Source organism: Cognatishimia activa (assembly GCF_017798205.1).
Classification (GTDB): domain Bacteria; phylum Pseudomonadota; class Alphaproteobacteria; order Rhodobacterales; family Rhodobacteraceae; genus Cognatishimia; species Cognatishimia activa_A.
Genome location: NZ_CP060010.1, coordinates 1,555,296 through 1,571,232 on the forward strand (window position 1 = coordinate 1,555,296; position 15,937 = coordinate 1,571,232).

General features: G+C 58.1%; 13 protein-coding genes. 10 read left to right on the plus strand and 3 right to left on the minus strand.

Features of this window, described 5'->3' with window-relative positions:
- Nucleotides 1-30 precede the first annotated feature (30 nt).
- The 4 genes from HZ995_RS07535 (at nt 31) to HZ995_RS07550 (ending at nt 4,383) form a co-directional block, all read left to right on the plus strand.
- On the plus strand, nt 31-1,368 hold the full coding sequence (locus tag HZ995_RS07535; protein WP_209358045.1) for a M16 family metallopeptidase: 1,338 nt from the start codon (nt 31-33) through the stop codon (nt 1,366-1,368).
- Nucleotides 1,365-2,660: a M16 family metallopeptidase gene (locus tag HZ995_RS07540; protein WP_209358046.1), complete on the plus strand. Its 1,296-nt coding sequence runs from the start codon at nt 1,365-1,367 to the stop codon at nt 2,658-2,660. The genes HZ995_RS07535 and HZ995_RS07540 overlap by 4 nt, the downstream gene beginning before the upstream one ends.
- Nucleotides 2,661-2,798: 138 nt before the next feature.
- Complete coding sequence (locus HZ995_RS07545; protein WP_245168782.1) at nt 2,799-3,944, plus strand: Acg family FMN-binding oxidoreductase; 1,146 nt, start codon at nt 2,799-2,801, stop codon at nt 3,942-3,944.
- Entirely contained in the window at nt 3,931-4,383 is a 453-nt protein-coding gene (locus HZ995_RS07550; protein ID WP_245168783.1) for a MarR family winged helix-turn-helix transcriptional regulator, read from the plus strand. The genes HZ995_RS07545 and HZ995_RS07550 overlap by 14 nt, the downstream gene beginning before the upstream one ends.
- A gap of 58 nt (nt 4,384-4,441) precedes the next feature.
- Here HZ995_RS07550 and HZ995_RS07555 read toward each other — a convergent pair whose 3' ends face one another.
- From HZ995_RS07555 to deoC, 3 genes are read right to left on the minus strand one after another with little or no spacing between them, the layout of a single operon-like run.
- Nucleotides 4,442-6,796, minus strand: coding sequence for an aldehyde dehydrogenase family protein (locus tag HZ995_RS07555; protein ID WP_209358048.1), 2,355 nt, complete (start codon nt 6,794-6,796; stop codon nt 4,442-4,444).
- 3 nt (nt 6,797-6,799) lie between these two features.
- Nucleotides 6,800-7,603, minus strand: a complete 804-nt coding sequence (locus HZ995_RS07560; RefSeq protein WP_209358049.1) for a polysaccharide lyase — start codon at nt 7,601-7,603, stop codon at nt 6,800-6,802.
- Complete coding sequence (gene deoC / locus HZ995_RS07565; RefSeq protein ID WP_209358050.1) at nt 7,590-8,582, minus strand: deoxyribose-phosphate aldolase; 993 nt, start codon at nt 8,580-8,582, stop codon at nt 7,590-7,592. The genes HZ995_RS07560 and deoC overlap by 14 nt, the downstream gene beginning before the upstream one ends.
- 213 nt (nt 8,583-8,795) lie before the next feature.
- On the opposite strand from deoC, the gene HZ995_RS07570 reads away from it, so the two are divergent.
- From HZ995_RS07570 to HZ995_RS07595, 6 genes are read left to right on the plus strand one after another with little or no spacing between them, the layout of a single operon-like run.
- A complete protein-coding gene (locus tag HZ995_RS07570; RefSeq protein WP_209358051.1) occupies nt 8,796-9,749 on the plus strand; it encodes a metal ABC transporter solute-binding protein, Zn/Mn family in 954 nt (317 codons plus the stop codon).
- Between the two features lie 3 nt (nt 9,750-9,752).
- Nucleotides 9,753-10,556: a metal ABC transporter ATP-binding protein gene (locus HZ995_RS07575; RefSeq protein WP_280720306.1), complete on the plus strand. Its 804-nt coding sequence runs from the start codon at nt 9,753-9,755 to the stop codon at nt 10,554-10,556.
- Nucleotides 10,556-11,758, plus strand: a complete 1,203-nt coding sequence (locus tag HZ995_RS07580; protein WP_209358052.1) for a metal ABC transporter permease — start codon at nt 10,556-10,558, stop codon at nt 11,756-11,758. Before HZ995_RS07575 ends, HZ995_RS07580 begins: the two co-directional genes overlap by 1 nt.
- The gene (locus HZ995_RS07585) at nt 11,755-12,681 is read left to right on the plus strand and encodes a metal ABC transporter permease (protein WP_209358053.1); all 927 of its coding nucleotides are present in this window, start codon (nt 11,755-11,757) and stop codon (nt 12,679-12,681) included. The genes HZ995_RS07580 and HZ995_RS07585 overlap by 4 nt, the downstream gene beginning before the upstream one ends.
- Before the next feature lie 48 nt (nt 12,682-12,729).
- Nucleotides 12,730-14,625 carry a DNA mismatch repair endonuclease MutL gene (mutL, locus tag HZ995_RS07590; RefSeq protein ID WP_209358054.1) on the plus strand — a complete coding sequence of 632 codons (1,896 nt, stop codon included), beginning with the start codon at nt 12,730-12,732 and terminating at the stop codon, nt 14,623-14,625.
- On the plus strand, nt 14,625-15,908 hold the full coding sequence (locus HZ995_RS07595; RefSeq protein ID WP_209358055.1) for a DNA recombination protein RmuC: 1,284 nt from the start codon (nt 14,625-14,627) through the stop codon (nt 15,906-15,908). The genes mutL and HZ995_RS07595 overlap by 1 nt, the downstream gene beginning before the upstream one ends.
- Nucleotides 15,909-15,937 lie beyond the last annotated feature (29 nt).

Here is a 15,937-nt window from a genome sequence, read left to right on the forward strand (position 1 = left end):
CTATCTGTTCAAACGACAGAGGAGAGTGCCATGCGGCGCATGATCTTGCTGGCTGGGCTTGCCATTGCGGCGACGCTTCCGGCCCGCGCGCAAGAAGCGGTGACGGATTTCACCTTGGACAATGGGATGCAGGTCGTGGTGGTCGAGGATCACCGAGCCCCCGTTGTGATGCATATGGTCTGGTATAAGGCAGGCTCTGCGGATGAACCCGCCGGCACCTCGGGCATCGCGCATTTTCTGGAGCATCTGATGTTCAAACAGACGGAAAACCTCGCCCCGGGTGAGTTTTCCGAGACCGTGACCGCCCAAGGTGGGCAGGACAACGCATTCACCAGCTATGACTATACAGCCTACTACCAGCGCGTCGCAGCGGATCGACTAGAATTGATGATGCAGATGGAGAGCGACCGGATGGTCAATTTGCGTCTGACCGAAGAGGATATCCTGACCGAGCGCGATGTGATCATCGAAGAACGCAACCAACGCACGGAAAACAGCGCAGGCGCCCTGTTTCGCGAACAACGCATGGCGGCGCAATATATGAACCATCGCTATGGCGTGCCGATCATCGGCTGGCGTCACGAGATGGAGACCTTGGACATGGCCGACGCGCTGGCCTTCTATGAAGAATTCTATGCGCCGAATAACGCGATCCTGATCGTTGCCGGTGACGTCGAACCCAAAGAGGTTCGCGCGTTGGCGGATAAATACTACGGCGTGATCCCGGCCAATCCTGATCTGAAACCTCGGGCCCGGACTCAAGAGCCTCCGCAATTGTCGGCACGTCGCATGGTCTATCGCGATGCGCGGGTGGCACAGGAATATGTGACCCGCAGCTATCTTGCGCCGGAACGGGATGCCGGAGATCAGCGAGAGGCGGCGGCCCTGACCTTGCTGGCCGCGATCCTGGGCGATGGCCCGACGGCGGTTCTGCCGCGCGATCTGCAATTTGGCAGCAAGCAAGCGGTCTACACGACGGCCTTCTACGGCGGCATGTCGCTGGATGACACAACCTTTGGTCTGGTGATCGTGCCGTCTGAAGGTGTGGGCCTGCAAGAAGCCGAGGAAGCGATGGATGCCTCTGTGCGTCAGTTCATCAAAGATGGCGTGGATGAAGATCACCTCAAACGCATCAAGATGCAGCTCCGTGCCGCCCAGATCTATGCTCGGGATGACGCGGATGCGGTCGGCAACCGCTATGGGCGCGCTTTGACCAGCGGGTTGACCATTCAGGACGTGCAAGAGTGGCCCGATATCCTTCAGTCGATCACAGGCGAAGAAATTGTCGCGGCTGCAGAGCGCGTATTCAAAGTCGAGAACTCTGTGACCGGCTGGTTGCGTAAACCTGCCGTGGAGGTGACCCAATGATCCGTTTTGTCCTAGGCGTTGTGATGATCTTTGCGGCCCTGCCTGCGCAGGCCGAAATCGACATCAAAGAGGTGACCAGCCCCGGCGGGATCACAGTATGGCTTGTCGAAGAACCGTCGATCCCCTTCGTGGCGTTGGAACTGCGGTTCCGAGGCGGTGGGACGCTTGATTTGCCCGGCAAGCGTGGTGCAACAAACCTGATGGTCGGCCTTCTTGAGGAAGGCACCGGCGATATGGATGCACGCGACTTTGCCAAGGCGACCGAAGAACTGGCCGCGCAATTTGGCTATCGCGCTTATGATGAATCCATCGCGCTTTCGGCCAAATTCCTGACCGAGAACCGTGATGAGGCGATTGCTCTGTTCCGCAAGTCGGTCGTAGAGCCGCGCTTTGATCAAGTGTCTATCGACCGCGTTCGCGAACAGGTGCTGAGTGGGATCCGGTCGGATGCCAAAGATCCAAACAGGATTGCATCAGCCAAGTTTGATGAATTGGCTTTTGGGGACCACCCCTATGGGTCTTCGATGGATGGGACCGAGGACAGCGTTCTTGGCCTAACGCGGGACGATATCATAGACGCGCATCGCGGTGCTCTTGCACTGGATCGGGTTTATGTTTCTGCTGTCGGGGATATCACTGCCGAGGAATTGGGTGTGATGCTGGATGATTTGCTGATGGGCCTCCCTGAAACAGGTGCAGCATTTGCCGGGCCGGCGGAATTCAGCCTTGCCGGTGGTCAGACAATCGTCGATTTCGCGACGCCTCAGTCGGTCGCACTCTTCGGCCACGAAGGGATCGAGCGAGATGATCCCGATTTCTTTGCAGCCTTTTTGCTGAATACGATCATGGGTGGCAGCAGCTTTGACAATCGCTTGATGGAAGAAGTGCGCGAGAAACGCGGCCTGACCTATGGCATCGGCACCTATCTGATCGCGATGGATCAAGCTGAGCTTTATCTGGGCTCTGTGGCCTCGGTAAATGACCGTGTGATGCAGGCGGTGGATGTGGTGAAATCTGAATGGGCGCGGATGGCGTCTGAAGGACCAACACTTGAAGAGCTCGACGCTGCAAAGGCTTATCTGACCGGGGCCTATCCGCTCCGCTTTGATGGCAACGCTGCGATTGCGAATATCATGGTCGGCATGCAGATGGATGATCTGGGTCTCGACTATATCGCGGGACGCAACGAAAAGGTGCGCGCGGTCACGCTAGAGGACGTGCGGCGTGTGGCGGCGAGGCTGATGCGGCCAGAGGATCTGCATTTTGTGATCGTGGGGCAGCCTGAAAGCTGATTTCCTTTTAATTTAAGCCACTGAAAACCCCAGCGATGTCCGCTGGGGTTTTTTGTTTTGTGAAATGGGTTGACAGAATCTCTATTTAATACGATATCGAACCAAATAGTACGATATCGTATTAAATGGAGTAAGCAGATGACTATTTCCCGTCGCAAAGCCATCGCCCTTGTCGGCGGCGGCGTCATTCTCGCCGCAGCGGCTACAACCGGCTATCGCGTGACGCGCAGCCCACAGACCGCGCTGAAACCATGGGAACTCGCGGGCACCTACGGCGAACCTCGGCAAAAGGCGCTGTCCTTCGCGTTGCTATCCCCCAACCCGCATAACCTTCAGCCTTGGCTCGTGGATCTGTCCGAGCCAGACACGGTCGTGCTCTATGCCAATCCGGATAAGTTCTTGCCCGAAACTGATCCAATGAGTCGCCAAATCACGATTGGACTGGGGGCCTTTCTAGAGGTGATGCGTATGGCAGCGGCACAGGATGGGTTTCGTGTTGATCTGGACTATTTTCCGGATGGGTTTGACGCCAAAGCGCTGGATGCGCGTCCGATCGCGCGGGCCGTCTTTGTAAAGGATGCGGCGCAAGACCCCGATCCGCTTTTCGCGCATGTTCTGACGCGTCGGTCCAATAAAGAGCCCTATGACACCTCGCGGCCAGTTTCGGGGACAACGGTCGAGGTTTTGAAAGCTGCGAGCAGCGACCTTGATTTTGGAAGCACTTTGGATGCCGAAGACATTGCTTACTTTCGGGATCTCACAACGAAGGCCTTGTTCGTCGAACTGAAGACACCGCGCACCCATGTGGAAAGTGTGGATGTCTTTCGCATTGGCCACCAAGAGGTTGATGCCTCGCCTGATGGGATCGACCTGTCTGGTCCCATGTTTGAGAGTCTGAAATTGGCAGGTCTGTTTGATCGGGAACAAGCGGCCGATCCGACGTCCATGTCCTTTCAGGCTGGGCTGGATATGGTCGCAGGATATTGTGAAACTGCTATGGGGTATGTCTGGCTCAAGACGGCCACAAATACGCGGATTGACCAGTTGAACGCCGGTCGGAACTGGGTACGGGTGAATCTTGCGGCGACTGGGATGGGTCTTGGGATTCATCCGCTCAGCCAGGCCTTGCAAGAATATCCCGAAATGGCCGCGCATTACCGAGATATTCACGCACGACTTGCGCCCGAGGGCGGAACGGTTCAAATGTTTGGACGTATTGGCTATGGTCCGGATCTGCCGCCTAGCCCGCGCTGGTCATTGGAACATAAGATTGTCGCAAGCTGACGAAATCGGAAAACTTGTTTTCGGCTTTTTCAACGAAGTCGGGATCATCAATCAATTGGCCACGCGGCAGCTGGAAAGCAAATTGCCGGATGGCCTTTTGATTTCGCATTTCGGGGTGATCAATCACTTGATGCGCTTGGGCGACGGGCGCACGCCATTGCAGATCGCGACAGCGCATCAGGTGCCCAAAACAACGATGACCCATACGTTAGCCGGCTTAAAGAAAGCAGGGCTTATCGAGTTCGCGCCAAATCCAAAAGACGCACGGTCTAAATGCGTCTTGCTGACAGATGCGGGGCGCAGGTTTCATGCAGAGGCAATCGCTGCGATCATGCCCGAGTTTCAGGCGCTCTTGGGCGATATTCCTGCAGATCAATTCGCCGCCGCCCTGCCTTTTTTGCAACGTGTGCGCGCCTATATGGACGCGGCACGCGATTGAAAAACCCGGCCTTGGGCCGGGTTTGTTTGAGTATTTAGGGCAAGATGAAACGGGGCGCCTATTCGCCGTAAGGCACCCAGATATTTTTGACCTCGGTCGCGGCCTCCAGGAATTCACGCCCTTCGCCTGCATCGCCCAGCCAGTCGCGGTCCTGGCCATTGTTCACCCAGGTTCGCTTCAGATTGGCGGCGCTTTTGGCTTCGATGGATCCTGACAGATCAGAAGACGAGAAGCTCCAGATTGCATCCAAATTCAGATGATCCGCCATGGGGCCCGCGAGGTCCGCGTGAGGGCCTGTGAGAATGTTCACGACCCCGGCAGGCACGTCAGATGTCTCGAGGATCTGATAGAAGTCCAGCGCGACCAGGGGGAAGGCCTCTGAGGCCGTAAGAACCAGCCGGTTGCCCATCGCAATTGCCGGCGCCATGAGCGAGACAAGGCCCAGAAGCGGGGTGTCGTCGGGGCAGATCGCACCGATCACGCCGACGGGTTCGCGCATGGCAAGGGCGACGCCTCGGATCGGGACGTTGTGGGCCTGGCCATCGAATTTGTCGGCCCAAGCGGCATAGGTGAAGAGGCGCGAGATCGCGACGTCGACTTCAACGGCTCCGGAGTTTCCGCCGGTTAGGCTGTCTATCCGCGCGGCAAATTCCTCAGATCGCGCAGCGAGGTTTTCGGCGATGTAGTAGAGGATTTGTGCGCGCAGATGGCCTGTGGTCTTAGACCATGCTTTTGCGCCTGCTGCTGCCTCGACCGCATTGCGCACATCTTTGCGATTGGCGATTGGGGATTGGCCCAAAAGCTGGCCATCCGGTCCATAGATATTCTGCGAATAGCCACCGTCAGGACGCGCCTGCTTGCCACCGATGTAGAGCTTTGGTGTGCGGTCCAGAGGATCGATAGACCCGATTTCGCTTGTGTCGCCCGGGAAGGCGTCGATTTTGTCCAAAGCCTCGGTTTCGGCTTTTGGCTTGGTATAGGCAATAAGCCCTTCCCAACCGCCTTCGCGTCCAAAGCCGCTTTCACGGATGCCGCCAAACCCTGCTGCCGCGTCAAAGAGATTGGTCGCATTGACCCAAACCACACCGGCCGCCAGTTTTGGGGCGATGTCGAGGGCAAGGTTCACGTTCTCGGTCCAGACCGTCGCGGCGAGGCCGTAACGAGTGTTATTCGCGATCTCTACGGCCTCTGCAGGTGTACGGAAGGTCATTGAGCAGAGCACAGGCCCAAAGATTTCCTCTTGCATCAAAAGGTCCGAGGGCGCGAGGCCGGTGATCAGGGTTGGCGGATAGAAACAGCCGTCCTCTGGCACATCGCATGGCGCATGGTAGGTCTCGCCGGCTGTGTTGGCGGCGACCATTGAGGTGATTGTGTCTAGCTGCACCGGATCAACGATGGCCCCGACGTCGATGCATTTGTCCAGCGGGTCTCCGATGCGTAGGTTGCCCATGCGGGCTTTGAGCTTGGTGTAAAAGCGATCCGCGATGCCTTCTTGTACCAAAAGACGCGAGCCAGCGCAGCAGACTTGGCCCTGGTTGAACCAGATCGCGTCCACCAGCCCTTCGATGGCGCTGTCGATGTCGGCGTCGTCAAAGACGATATATGGGGATTTGCCGCCCAGCTCTAGCGTTAGGGCCTTGCCGCTCCCTGCGGTTGCTTCTCGGATTTTGCGGCCTACGGACGTCGAGCCGGTGAAGGCGATTTTGTCGATATCCTCATGGGTGACGATCTTTTCACCAACAGAACCTTCTCCGGTGACGATATTAACGACGCCTTTGGGCAGGCCCGCCTGGCGACAGATGTCTGCGAAAAGGATTGCCGTCAGGGACGTGTATTCAGCCGGTTTCAACACCACCGTGTTGCCCATCGCCAGCGCTGGCGCGACTTTCCAGGCCAGCATTAAAAGCGGGAAGTTCCAGGGGATGATCTGTCCACACACGCCAAGCGCCTCGCGATCAGGTAATTCGCTGGCCATCAGTTGGGCCATGCCTGCGTGGTAGTAGAAATGCCGTTGCACCAGAGGGATGTCGATGTCGCGGCTCTCGCGGATTGGCTTGCCGTTGTCGAGCGTTTCCAGAACCGCAAAGAGGCGGCTGTGTTTCTGCAAGAGGCGCGCAATGGCATAAAGGTAGCGCGCGCGATGATGGCTGGACATGCCTGACCAATCCGGAAAGGCAGCACGCGCCGCCATAACAGCAGAGTCTACATCGGCCTGCGTGGCTTGGCTGAGGTGGGCGAGGACTTCGCCATTGGCTGGGTTCTTGGATTCAAAGTCAGCCGTCGGTGTGGTGAAGTCGCCGTTAATGAAGTGGCCAAAGGAGGCCCCTTGATCCACAAGCCAGGCCAAAGCATCGCCCGCGCTTTCAGGGGCGGGGCCATAGTCCATCGTGTTAAAAATCTCTTTTACGGTCATGTCTCAATCCATTGGCCGGGCGTCGTTGACGCGTACTTTGTCTGCACTTTTCCCGAGTTTCACCTCGTCGATATAAAGGACCTGTGTCGGCATCGCACCGCCATGGCGGCTTACGAAAGACCGGTAGATCCCATATTTGAAGTAGAACTCGCGGGGCACAAAATTGATGAAGTCTTTGATCGCCGCCTTGCGGGTTCCGTTCACATAGACTTCCAGAACTTCACGGTCGTTGTCCGTGTCCAGATGGATCATCACATCCGTCCACTTGCCGCGCATCGTGTTTATGTTCGCCAGCGTGAATTTCTTGACGTTGTCTCTCACATTGTCAGCGCTGCCCGTCAGGATGTGAACGCCTGCGACATAGGAATTGCCCCGCATTTCGAGTTGCATCAGCGGAGGGAAGGACGGAAGCCCCCCTGCCGTTCCCGAGGGCCCACCACGTTGGTGGATCTGACCGACCGTCGTGTTGACCTTACTGCTGGTTTTGAAATCCTGTGGCACGTAGACCGAAAAGCCGATCCATTGCGTTGACCCATAGCGCCAGACCTGCTTCAGGCGAATTTCGCTGCGCTCTCTGTCGTTTTTGCAATCGCTCCAGCTGCCTTCGCTGGCGCAATCGCCGGGGCGCACTTCGAAACGCTGCGCGCGCTTACCGGCCCGCACCGGGGATTTCACGATCTGATAACCCCATTTGGTTTTGCTAAGCGACCGCTCGCCGGACAGACGTCGGGCGTCTGCATCCGTTGTGACAAGGGTCGTGGCCAGAGCAAGGGACAGCACCCATGCGATGCGTTTACCCCATGGCATGGCGGTACCCCGCAGAATAGCGGCCTGTCAGGTGATGTTCGAGTTGGCGTTCGATATCACCCAGCAGCGACGAGGCCCCAAAACGGAACAGATCAGGCTGCAACCAGCGGTCTCCGAGTTCGTCTTTCATCAGGGCCAGATAGACCAGCGCGTCCTTGGCCTTGGAAATCCCGCCCGCAGGTTTGTAGCCCACGCGATAGCCGGTACGGTCATAATAATCGCGGATCGCGCGGATCATGGTCAGCGAGACGGGCAGGGTGGCGTTGACGCTCTCTTTGCCGGTTGAGGTCTTGATGAAATCAGCTCCCGCCATCATGCAGACCAGCGAGGCGCGGGCGACGTTGCGAAGGGTGCCCAGTTCTCCAGTTGCGAGGATGGCTTTGACATGAGCGTCGCCGCAAGCTTCGCGGAAAGCTTTCATCTCATCATAGAGTGCCTGCCAATTGCCCTGCAGCACATGGCGGCGTGTAATTACGATATCGATTTCAGACGCCCCAGCGGCCACGGATTGGCGGATTTCTTCGACTCGCAGGTGGAACGGTGACAGGCCCGCGGGAAAGCCTGTTGAGACGGCCGCCACAGGAATGCCAGTGCCTTCCAGAGCTTGAACCGCGGTTTCGATCATGTCGTGGTATACACAGATTGCCCCGGTTGTTAGATCGGGAAGGCCGAGATCGGCCAAAAGGGCAGGGTTCACCGGTTGTTTGGCTTTGGCGCAAAGTCGTTTGACCCGACCTTCGGTATCGTCACCAGACAGGGTGGTTAGGTCGATCAAGGAAATCGCGCGACACAGCCAAGCCGCTTGATAGTCTTTCTTCACCGAGCGCCGTCCCGGCAAAGTCGCCGCGCGCCGTTCTACAGCCGAGGTGTTTACCTGTACGGCGCGCACCCAATCCAAATCCAGATCCATGCCCGGATTGCGCGGCTCGATCGCCTGAGGCAGCTGATGCGTCGCTGCCTCGTTGGTCGTAGTTTCCATGACTCGTCCTTCGCAAGTTCCGAACTACCGTCTCATGCGTGTTTTAAGAGTTCAAGCGGTGTGACGCTTGGTACAGCTTCTAATTTGACCAAAAAGTCAAAATTTATTTGAGAATCATTCGCAAGTTGCTTGACTTAATTGCGAATAATTCTCAATAACATTGACAGAGTTGAGAATGGTTCTCATATTCAATTGGAAATCGAAGGAAACCCAATGCGATTCTCTCGTCGTGTTCTCTTGTCTTTTGTGATGGCTGTTATGGCTGTTCCATCCGTTGCGATGGATCGTTTGAATTTGGTTGCGACCACTGGCATGATTGCTGATGCAGCACGGCAAGTTGGGGGCGATCTTGTTGACGTCAAGGGTTTGATGGGGCCGGGTGTGGACCCGCATGCCTATCGCCAGACCCGCACCGATATCGTCGCGATGACTCGCGCGGATCTGGTGCTTTGGCACGGTCTCTATCTTGAAGCACAGATGGAAGACTTCTTCACCGACCTTTCCGCGAAACGTAACGTTGTTGAGGTCGCAGCTGGACTGGATACATCCCTGCTGCGCGGCCATGACGATTACGAGGACAAATTCGACCCGCATGTCTGGATGAACCCGGACATCTGGGCACTGATTGTAGAGCAAGTGCAAGGCGCTCTGACGGCAACGCAACCCGAAAGCGCGGAAGTTTTTGCAGCCAACGCGCAAGAGCACCTCGCAGAGATTGAGCGTCTCTCGGGCTATGCGAAATCGGCTTTGGCATCCGTGCCGGAACAATCCCGTGTTCTGCTGTCCGCCCATGATGCTTTCGGTTACTTTGGTGAGGCCTACGGGTTCGAAGTCCTTGGTATTCAGGGCATTTCGACCGAGTCCGAGGCCGGTTTGAACCGTATCTCTGAATTGGTTGACCTTCTGGTGACCCGCGATATCCGCGCGGTGTTTGTCGAGACCTCTGTGTCGGATCGTTCCATGCGTGCCGTCATCGAAGGTGCTGCGGCCAAGGGGCACAAGGTCTCAATCGGCGGCGAGCTTTTCTCGGATGCGATGGGCGAAGATGGCACCTATGAGGGTACCTATGTTGGAATGATCGATCACAACGCGACGGTGATCACCAACGCGCTTGGCGGCGATGCGCCTTTGCGTGGCATGAACAACAAGTTGAGTGCGGGGTCTTAAACGATGGCAATGACGCTGGCTTCTTTGGACGGGCGATCTCAGGCAGAAGATCTAACCATCAGCCCATTGGCTGTGCGGGGTTTGACCGTGTCCTATGGCGAAAAGCCAGCCGTCTTTTCAGTCGACATGACCCTGTCAAAAGGTCGTATGACGGCCATTGTCGGTCCCAATGGGGCCGGCAAATCCACATTGCTCAAGGCGGCCCTTGGCATCATCTCTCCTTTGGCAGGGCAGGCTTTGGTGCATGGGAGATCGCTGAAATCCCAGCGCCACCGGATTGCTTATGTGCCGCAGCGCGCCTCTGTGGATTGGGATTTCCCGACCCGTGTGATTGACGTGGTGCTGATGGGCTTGCAGCGAGAGCTTGGCTTGTTGGGGCGTGTCCGTGCCCATCATCGGGACGGGGCTTTGGCCTGTCTGGACCGTGTTGGTATGCAAGATTTCGCCGATCGCCAGATTGGTCAGCTCTCCGGAGGCCAGCAACAGCGGGTGTTTCTGGCGCGCGCTTTGGCGCAAAACGCCGATCTTTATATGCTGGATGAGCCTTTCGCAGGTGTGGATGCCGCCACAGAACGCGCCATCATCGCCGTACTGAAATCCCTGCGCGAAGAGGGCAAAACCGTGGTCGCCGTGCACCACGATCTGGCGACTGTGACGGAATATTTTGACGACATTTTCCTGATCAACACACGCAAAGTGGCGGAAGGCCCGGTCGAGGCCACCTTCACCGCGGAAAATCTTAATAAAACCTATGGCGGCCGTCTTGCGATGGCGCAGATCGACCAGCTGGAACTGGCCGCGGGCTGATGTTCTGGCAGGCGGTGACGCTACAGCTGGGCTATAACGCCACGCTTGTTATGCTTGGCGCGGCCTGTTTGGGCGTGGCGGCTGGGGTCACAGGGACGTTCCTGTTTCTACGCAAGCGCGCTTTGGTCAGCGATGCAATCAGCCATGCGACCCTGCCCGGAGTCGGCTTGGCCTTCATGCTGATGGTCGCGCTTGGAGGGGACGGCCGAAATCTGATCGGCTTGCTTCTGGGTTCTGCTGTTTCAGCCGGGATCGGGTTGCTCTGTGTAAACTGGCTGACGCGTCGCACTCGGCTGGCAGAAGACGCGGCCATCGGCGCGGTGCTTTCTGTGTTTTTCGGCTTTGGGATCGTTTTGCTGACGGTCATTCAGACCATGTCCTCTGGCCGTCAGGCCGGGCTCGAGGGCTTCTTGTTGGGCTCGACCGCCGGCATGCTGTGGAGCGAAGCCATGGTGATCGCCCTCGGAGGCGCGGTGACTTTGGCCTTGGTTGTGGCGCTACGGCGGCCAATGACTCTGGTGGCTTTTGATCCCGAATACGCCGCTGCAACGGGGCGCAATGTGGGCCAGATCGACCTTGCCATCATGGGTTTGGCCATGGCCGTGACCGTGATCGGGTTGAAAATCGTCGGTCTGATCCTGATCGTTGCGATGCTGATTATTCCTCCGGTAACCGCGCGGTTTTGGACTGACCGCACCGACACGATGGTGGTTATTTCCGGCGCTGCTGGGGGGCTTGCGGCCTATCTCGGGGCAGCGTGGTCCGCCGTCGTGCCTGCGATGCCGACGGGACCTATCATTGTTTTGGTCAGTTTCGCGGGTTTCGTCGCCTCGTTGCTACTTGCGCCCAACCGGGGGGTGCTCGCCGCCGTGTTGCGCCACCGTCGCTTTCAGGCAAGGGTGCATCTGCGCCAAGGGCTTTTGGCGCTGGCGCAGGGGCAACCCATCTACGAGCGTTACACGTCTCGGATATTGCAACGCGCAGGTCTTGTGTCCGCTGACGGTGTCGCCACCGAAGCAGGCCGTGCCCGCGCCGCAAAGGCGCTGCTTGACGAAAAACGTTGGGAGATCGTGCGCGCCGATCAGGCGATGGAGGGCGCGGCGGCGCTCTATGACGGCATGCGCGCCTTGGAAACTGTGCTAACGGTCGACCAAATCGCAGAGGTCGACGCCAAACTTGCCCCACCCGAGGCCCTGGCATGAGCGGCGCAGAGTTCGTCCCCCTCAGTTTGCCTCCCCTCGTGATCGGGGTCTTGGCGGCTGTCGCCTGTGCCTTGCCAGGCAACTTTCTGGTTTTGCGCAAACAGGCCCTGATCGGAGACGCCATCAGCCACGTCGTCCTGCCTGGAATCGTCGTTGCTTTCCTCGTGACTGGCGCGGTGTCCGCCTGGCCCATGATGATCGGCGCAGCGCTCGCGGCCTTGGTGGCTGTCGGCTTGATCGAAGCCATTCGCCGCCTTGGCCGTATTGAACCCGGTGCGGCGATGGGTGTTGTGTTTACCGCGATGTTTGCGGGTGGTGTCTTGCTCCTGGAGCAAAGCGATACGTCCTCGGTGCATCTGGATGTTGAACATGCGCTTTATGGCAATCTGGAAAGCCTGATCTGGCTGGATGCGACCGGCTGGCAGAGCCTCTGGGATCCCGTCGCTTTGGCAGGTCTTCCTGACGAGCTTTTGCGGATGGCGATTACACTGCTGGTCGTTGGGCTTTTCACTTGGGTTCTATGGAGACCACTAAAGATCTCGACCTTTGATGCAGGCTTCGCCGAAGCTGTCGGTGTGCCGACCGGCGCGGTGGGATTGGGGTTGGTTGTGGTCTCGGCGATTGCGGCGGTTGCGGCCTTTGATGCGGTCGGCTCGATCATTGTGATCGCGATGTTCATTTGCCCTCCGGCTGCGGCGCGCATGATGACAAATAGCCTAGAGCGGCAGGTGGTTTGGAGCGTGGTGTTCGCCGTGCTTTCAGCCGTTTTGGGATATGTTTTCGCAGGCTATGGCCCGCTTTGGTTCGGTGCGGCCAATGCCGTCTCTGCCGCTGGAATGATCGCGACGGTTTTGGGTGTTTTGTTGGGTTTGGCGGCTGTTTTCGGCCCTTGTCGTACGCGTAGCGGAGCCCCTGTCGCCTAACTCGGAAGGGCTGGCAGAATCGCGGCTGGGCGTGCTAGATTTGGCGGTATGCTACAAGAAGACCGCAAAATAGGCGAAAATCTACCGGTTATTCGTCAATTGGACGATGGCGCGATCAACCGGATCGCGGCGGGCGAAGTCGTAGAGCGCCCGGCTTCCGCGGTGAAAGAACTGGTCGAGAACGCGATTGATGCGGGTGCGCGCCGGATCGAGGTGGCGATTGCTGATGGCGGCAAAACACTGATCCGCGTCACAGACGACGGCTGCGGTATCTCAGAGGCGCAATTGCCCTTGGCCATGAGCCGCCATGCCACATCGAAAATCGATGGCTCGGATTTGCTGGATATCCACACCTTCGGGTTTCGCGGCGAGGCGCTGCCATCTCTTGGCGCGGTCGGTCGTCTGACAATCACCTCGCGGGTTGCAGGGCAGGGTGCGTTCTCCATTTCCGTTGCGGGCGGAGAGATGTCTGCGGTGAAGCCCGCGGCCTTGGGCGGAGGCACGATCGTCGAGTTGCGCGACTTGTTTTACGCGACACCGGCGCGGCTGAAATTCATGCGCTCGGATCGAGCGGAATCTCAGGCGATCAGCGATGTCGTCAAACGCTTGGCGATGGCGGAACCTTTCGTCGGATTTACCTTGCGCGATGTGACGGGCGGCGGCGACGGGCGTGTTTCGTTTCGCGCGGATCCCGAAAACGGAGATCTGTTTGACGCGCTGCATGGGCGTTTGGCGCGGATTTTGGGGGCAGAATTTGCAGAAAATGCTCTGCGGATTGATGCCGAGCGCGAAGGGCTGCGATTGATCGGATATGCAGCGCTGCCGACCTATTCGAGGGGCTCGGCTGTGGCGCAATACCTGTTCGTGAATGGGCGGCCTGTGAAGGACAAGCTCTTGGTTGGCGCTCTGCGCGGGGCGTATTTCGATTTCCTCAGCCGTGATCGCCACCCGGCGGCGGCTCTGTTTATCGATTGCGACCCGCAGCTTGTGGATGTGAACGTGCATCCGGCGAAATCCGAGGTCCGGTTCCGTGATCCGGGTCTGGCGCGGGGGCTGATCGTTTCGGCTCTGCGGCATGCTCTGGCCGAGGCGGGGCATCGCGCCTCAACGACGGTGGCGGGGGCGACTTTGGGCGCGATGCGTCCCGAGCCGATCCCTGCAGGCGGTGGTGCGCGGGTTTACCAGATGGACCGTCCGTCTTTGGGAGCACGGACGGCAGCCTACCACGCGCAAGCGCCGGGTCTGGCCGAGGCGCCCGCGGCTTGGGACAGCGCCCCCGGCGCGGGGTTGATGGAGGCGCCTGTTGCGGGCCGGGTTGATGCGCTCGATGAGGAACCGCAAGGGACTGAAGAGAGCGCCGAGGCGCAACCATTGGGTGCGGCACGTGGGCAGGTGCATGAGAATTATATCATCGCGCAGACTGCCGACGGCTTGGTCATCGTGGACCAGCATGCGGCACATGAACGGCTGGCCTATGAAAAACTCAAACGCCAGATGGCGGAATATGGCGTGGCGGCGCAGGCGCTTTTGATCCCCGAGATCATTGATCTGTCAGAAGGCGACTGCGCACGGATCCTTGCGGTCTCCGAAGAACTATCAAAATTCGGCCTGACGCTTGAGCCCTTTGGTGGAAGCGCGATCGCCGTGCGAGAAACTCCAGCCATTCTGGGCGAAGTCAACGCTCGCGCGATGGTGCTCGATATTCTGGATGAGTTGGATGATCAGGGCGAGAGCCTGTTGGTGCAGGCCAAGATCGAAGCGATCCTCAGTCGAGTGGCCTGTCACGGGTCGATCCGATCTGGTCGCCGCATGCGGGGCGAAGAGATGAATGCGCTCTTGCGCGAAATGGAAGCAACGCCGCATTCTGGCCAATGCAACCATGGCCGCCCGACTTATGTGGAATTGAAACTGGCCGATATTGAACGGCTGTTTGGACGGACGTGATGGATTTTTCTGACCCGCAAATGCAGACCTATGTGATGGTCGGAGCCGTCGTTCTGGGTGTGATCATCCTGATGCTCTGGTCTGTGCTGCGCGCATCCTCGCGGTCCGCGGATCAAGTCGCCATGATGGCGCAGCGCGTGGATCAACTGGCGACAGGGCAGGCGCAGCTGGATGGCAATATGGCGACGCTGGCGCAATCACAGGGGCAGATTGGAACCCTGGTAGAACAACGACTTGGCGAAGTGCAGATCAATATGCATGAAAACCTCGCCAAAGTGCAGCGTGGCACTGGTGAGAACCTTGCTAAGATGCAGCAGCAAATGGCTGATAATCTTGGCGCGCAACAGTTGAAGCTGCAGGAAAACCTCGCGAATATGCAGCTGCGCACCAATCAGTCGCTCGCGGACTTGCAGGAAAAACTAAACCAGAGTCTGATGGGCAATGCGAAACAAACGGCGACCTCGCTGACGCAGTTGCAAGAGCGGCTTGCAACCATCGATAAAGCACAAGAGAATATCACCAAGCTCTCGGGCGATGTGCTGAGCCTGCAGGATATCCTCAGCAACAAACAGACCCGTGGTGCCTTTGGAGAAATCCAGCTGAACGACATCGTCGGCAAGGCGCTACCTACAGACAGCTATGCGCTGCAGGTCACGCTCAGCAACGGAAAACGGGCAGACTGCCTGATCCATTTGCCAAACCCGCCGGGCCCGATTGTGATCGACAGCAAGTTCCCGCTTGAGGCCTATGAGGCGATGCTGGCCTCAACCTCTGAGGCTGAGCTTAAGGCGGGGATCCAGATGTTTAAGACCTCTGTGAGGAAGCACATCAAGGATATCTCGGAGAAATATGTCATCGAGGGGGAAACCGCGGATGGCGCGCTGATGTTCCTGCCTTCGGAGGCGATTTACGCCGAGCTGCACGCGAAGTTTCCGGATCTTGTCCGAGAGGGGTTTGAGGCGCGGGTCTGGATTGTCTCGCCGACCACCTGCATGGCGACGCTCAATACCATGCGCGCGATCTTAAAGGACGCGCGGATGCGTGAGCAGGCGGGGGAAATCCGTAAGGCTCTGAAAAACCTGCATCGCGATGTTGAGATTGTTGGCGAACGCGCCGGCAAATTGGAAACCCATTTGCGGCAGGCGGGCGAGGATGTGGCGGGGATCCTGACCGCGAGTTCTCGCGCGAGCAAACGGGCGCATAAGCTGGACAACTTTGATTTTGAAGAAATGGCACCTGAGGCCGATAACGTGGTTCCGCTGGCCAAACAGCCGGGTGAGTAGCCTGGGATTATTGCGTTAAATTGATGCAA

Bases quoted from the DNA above. Each gene is read 5' to 3' on its own strand.
- HZ995_RS07535 (WP_209358045.1), top strand. From the start codon at position 31: ATGCGGCGCATGATCTTGCTGGCTGGGCTTGCCATTGCGGCGACGCTT.
- HZ995_RS07540 (WP_209358046.1), top strand. From the start codon at position 1,365: ATGATCCGTTTTGTCCTAGGCGTTGTGATGATCTTTGCGGCCCTGCCT.
- HZ995_RS07545 (WP_245168782.1), top strand. From the start codon at position 2,799: ATGACTATTTCCCGTCGCAAAGCCATCGCCCTTGTCGGCGGCGGCGTC.
- HZ995_RS07555 (WP_209358048.1), bottom strand. From the start codon at position 6,796: ATGACCGTAAAAGAGATTTTTAACACGATGGACTATGGCCCCGCCCCT.
- HZ995_RS07560 (WP_209358049.1), bottom strand. From the start codon at position 7,603: ATGCCATGGGGTAAACGCATCGCATGGGTGCTGTCCCTTGCTCTGGCC.
- deoC (WP_209358050.1), bottom strand. From the start codon at position 8,582: ATGGAAACTACGACCAACGAGGCAGCGACGCATCAGCTGCCTCAGGCG.
- HZ995_RS07570 (WP_209358051.1), top strand. From the start codon at position 8,796: ATGCGATTCTCTCGTCGTGTTCTCTTGTCTTTTGTGATGGCTGTTATG.
- HZ995_RS07575 (WP_280720306.1), top strand. From the start codon at position 9,753: ATGGCAATGACGCTGGCTTCTTTGGACGGGCGATCTCAGGCAGAAGAT.
- HZ995_RS07580 (WP_209358052.1), top strand. From the start codon at position 10,556: ATGTTCTGGCAGGCGGTGACGCTACAGCTGGGCTATAACGCCACGCTT.
- HZ995_RS07585 (WP_209358053.1), top strand. From the start codon at position 11,755: ATGAGCGGCGCAGAGTTCGTCCCCCTCAGTTTGCCTCCCCTCGTGATC.
- mutL (WP_209358054.1), top strand. From the start codon at position 12,730: ATGCTACAAGAAGACCGCAAAATAGGCGAAAATCTACCGGTTATTCGT.
- HZ995_RS07595 (WP_209358055.1), top strand. From the start codon at position 14,625: ATGGATTTTTCTGACCCGCAAATGCAGACCTATGTGATGGTCGGAGCC.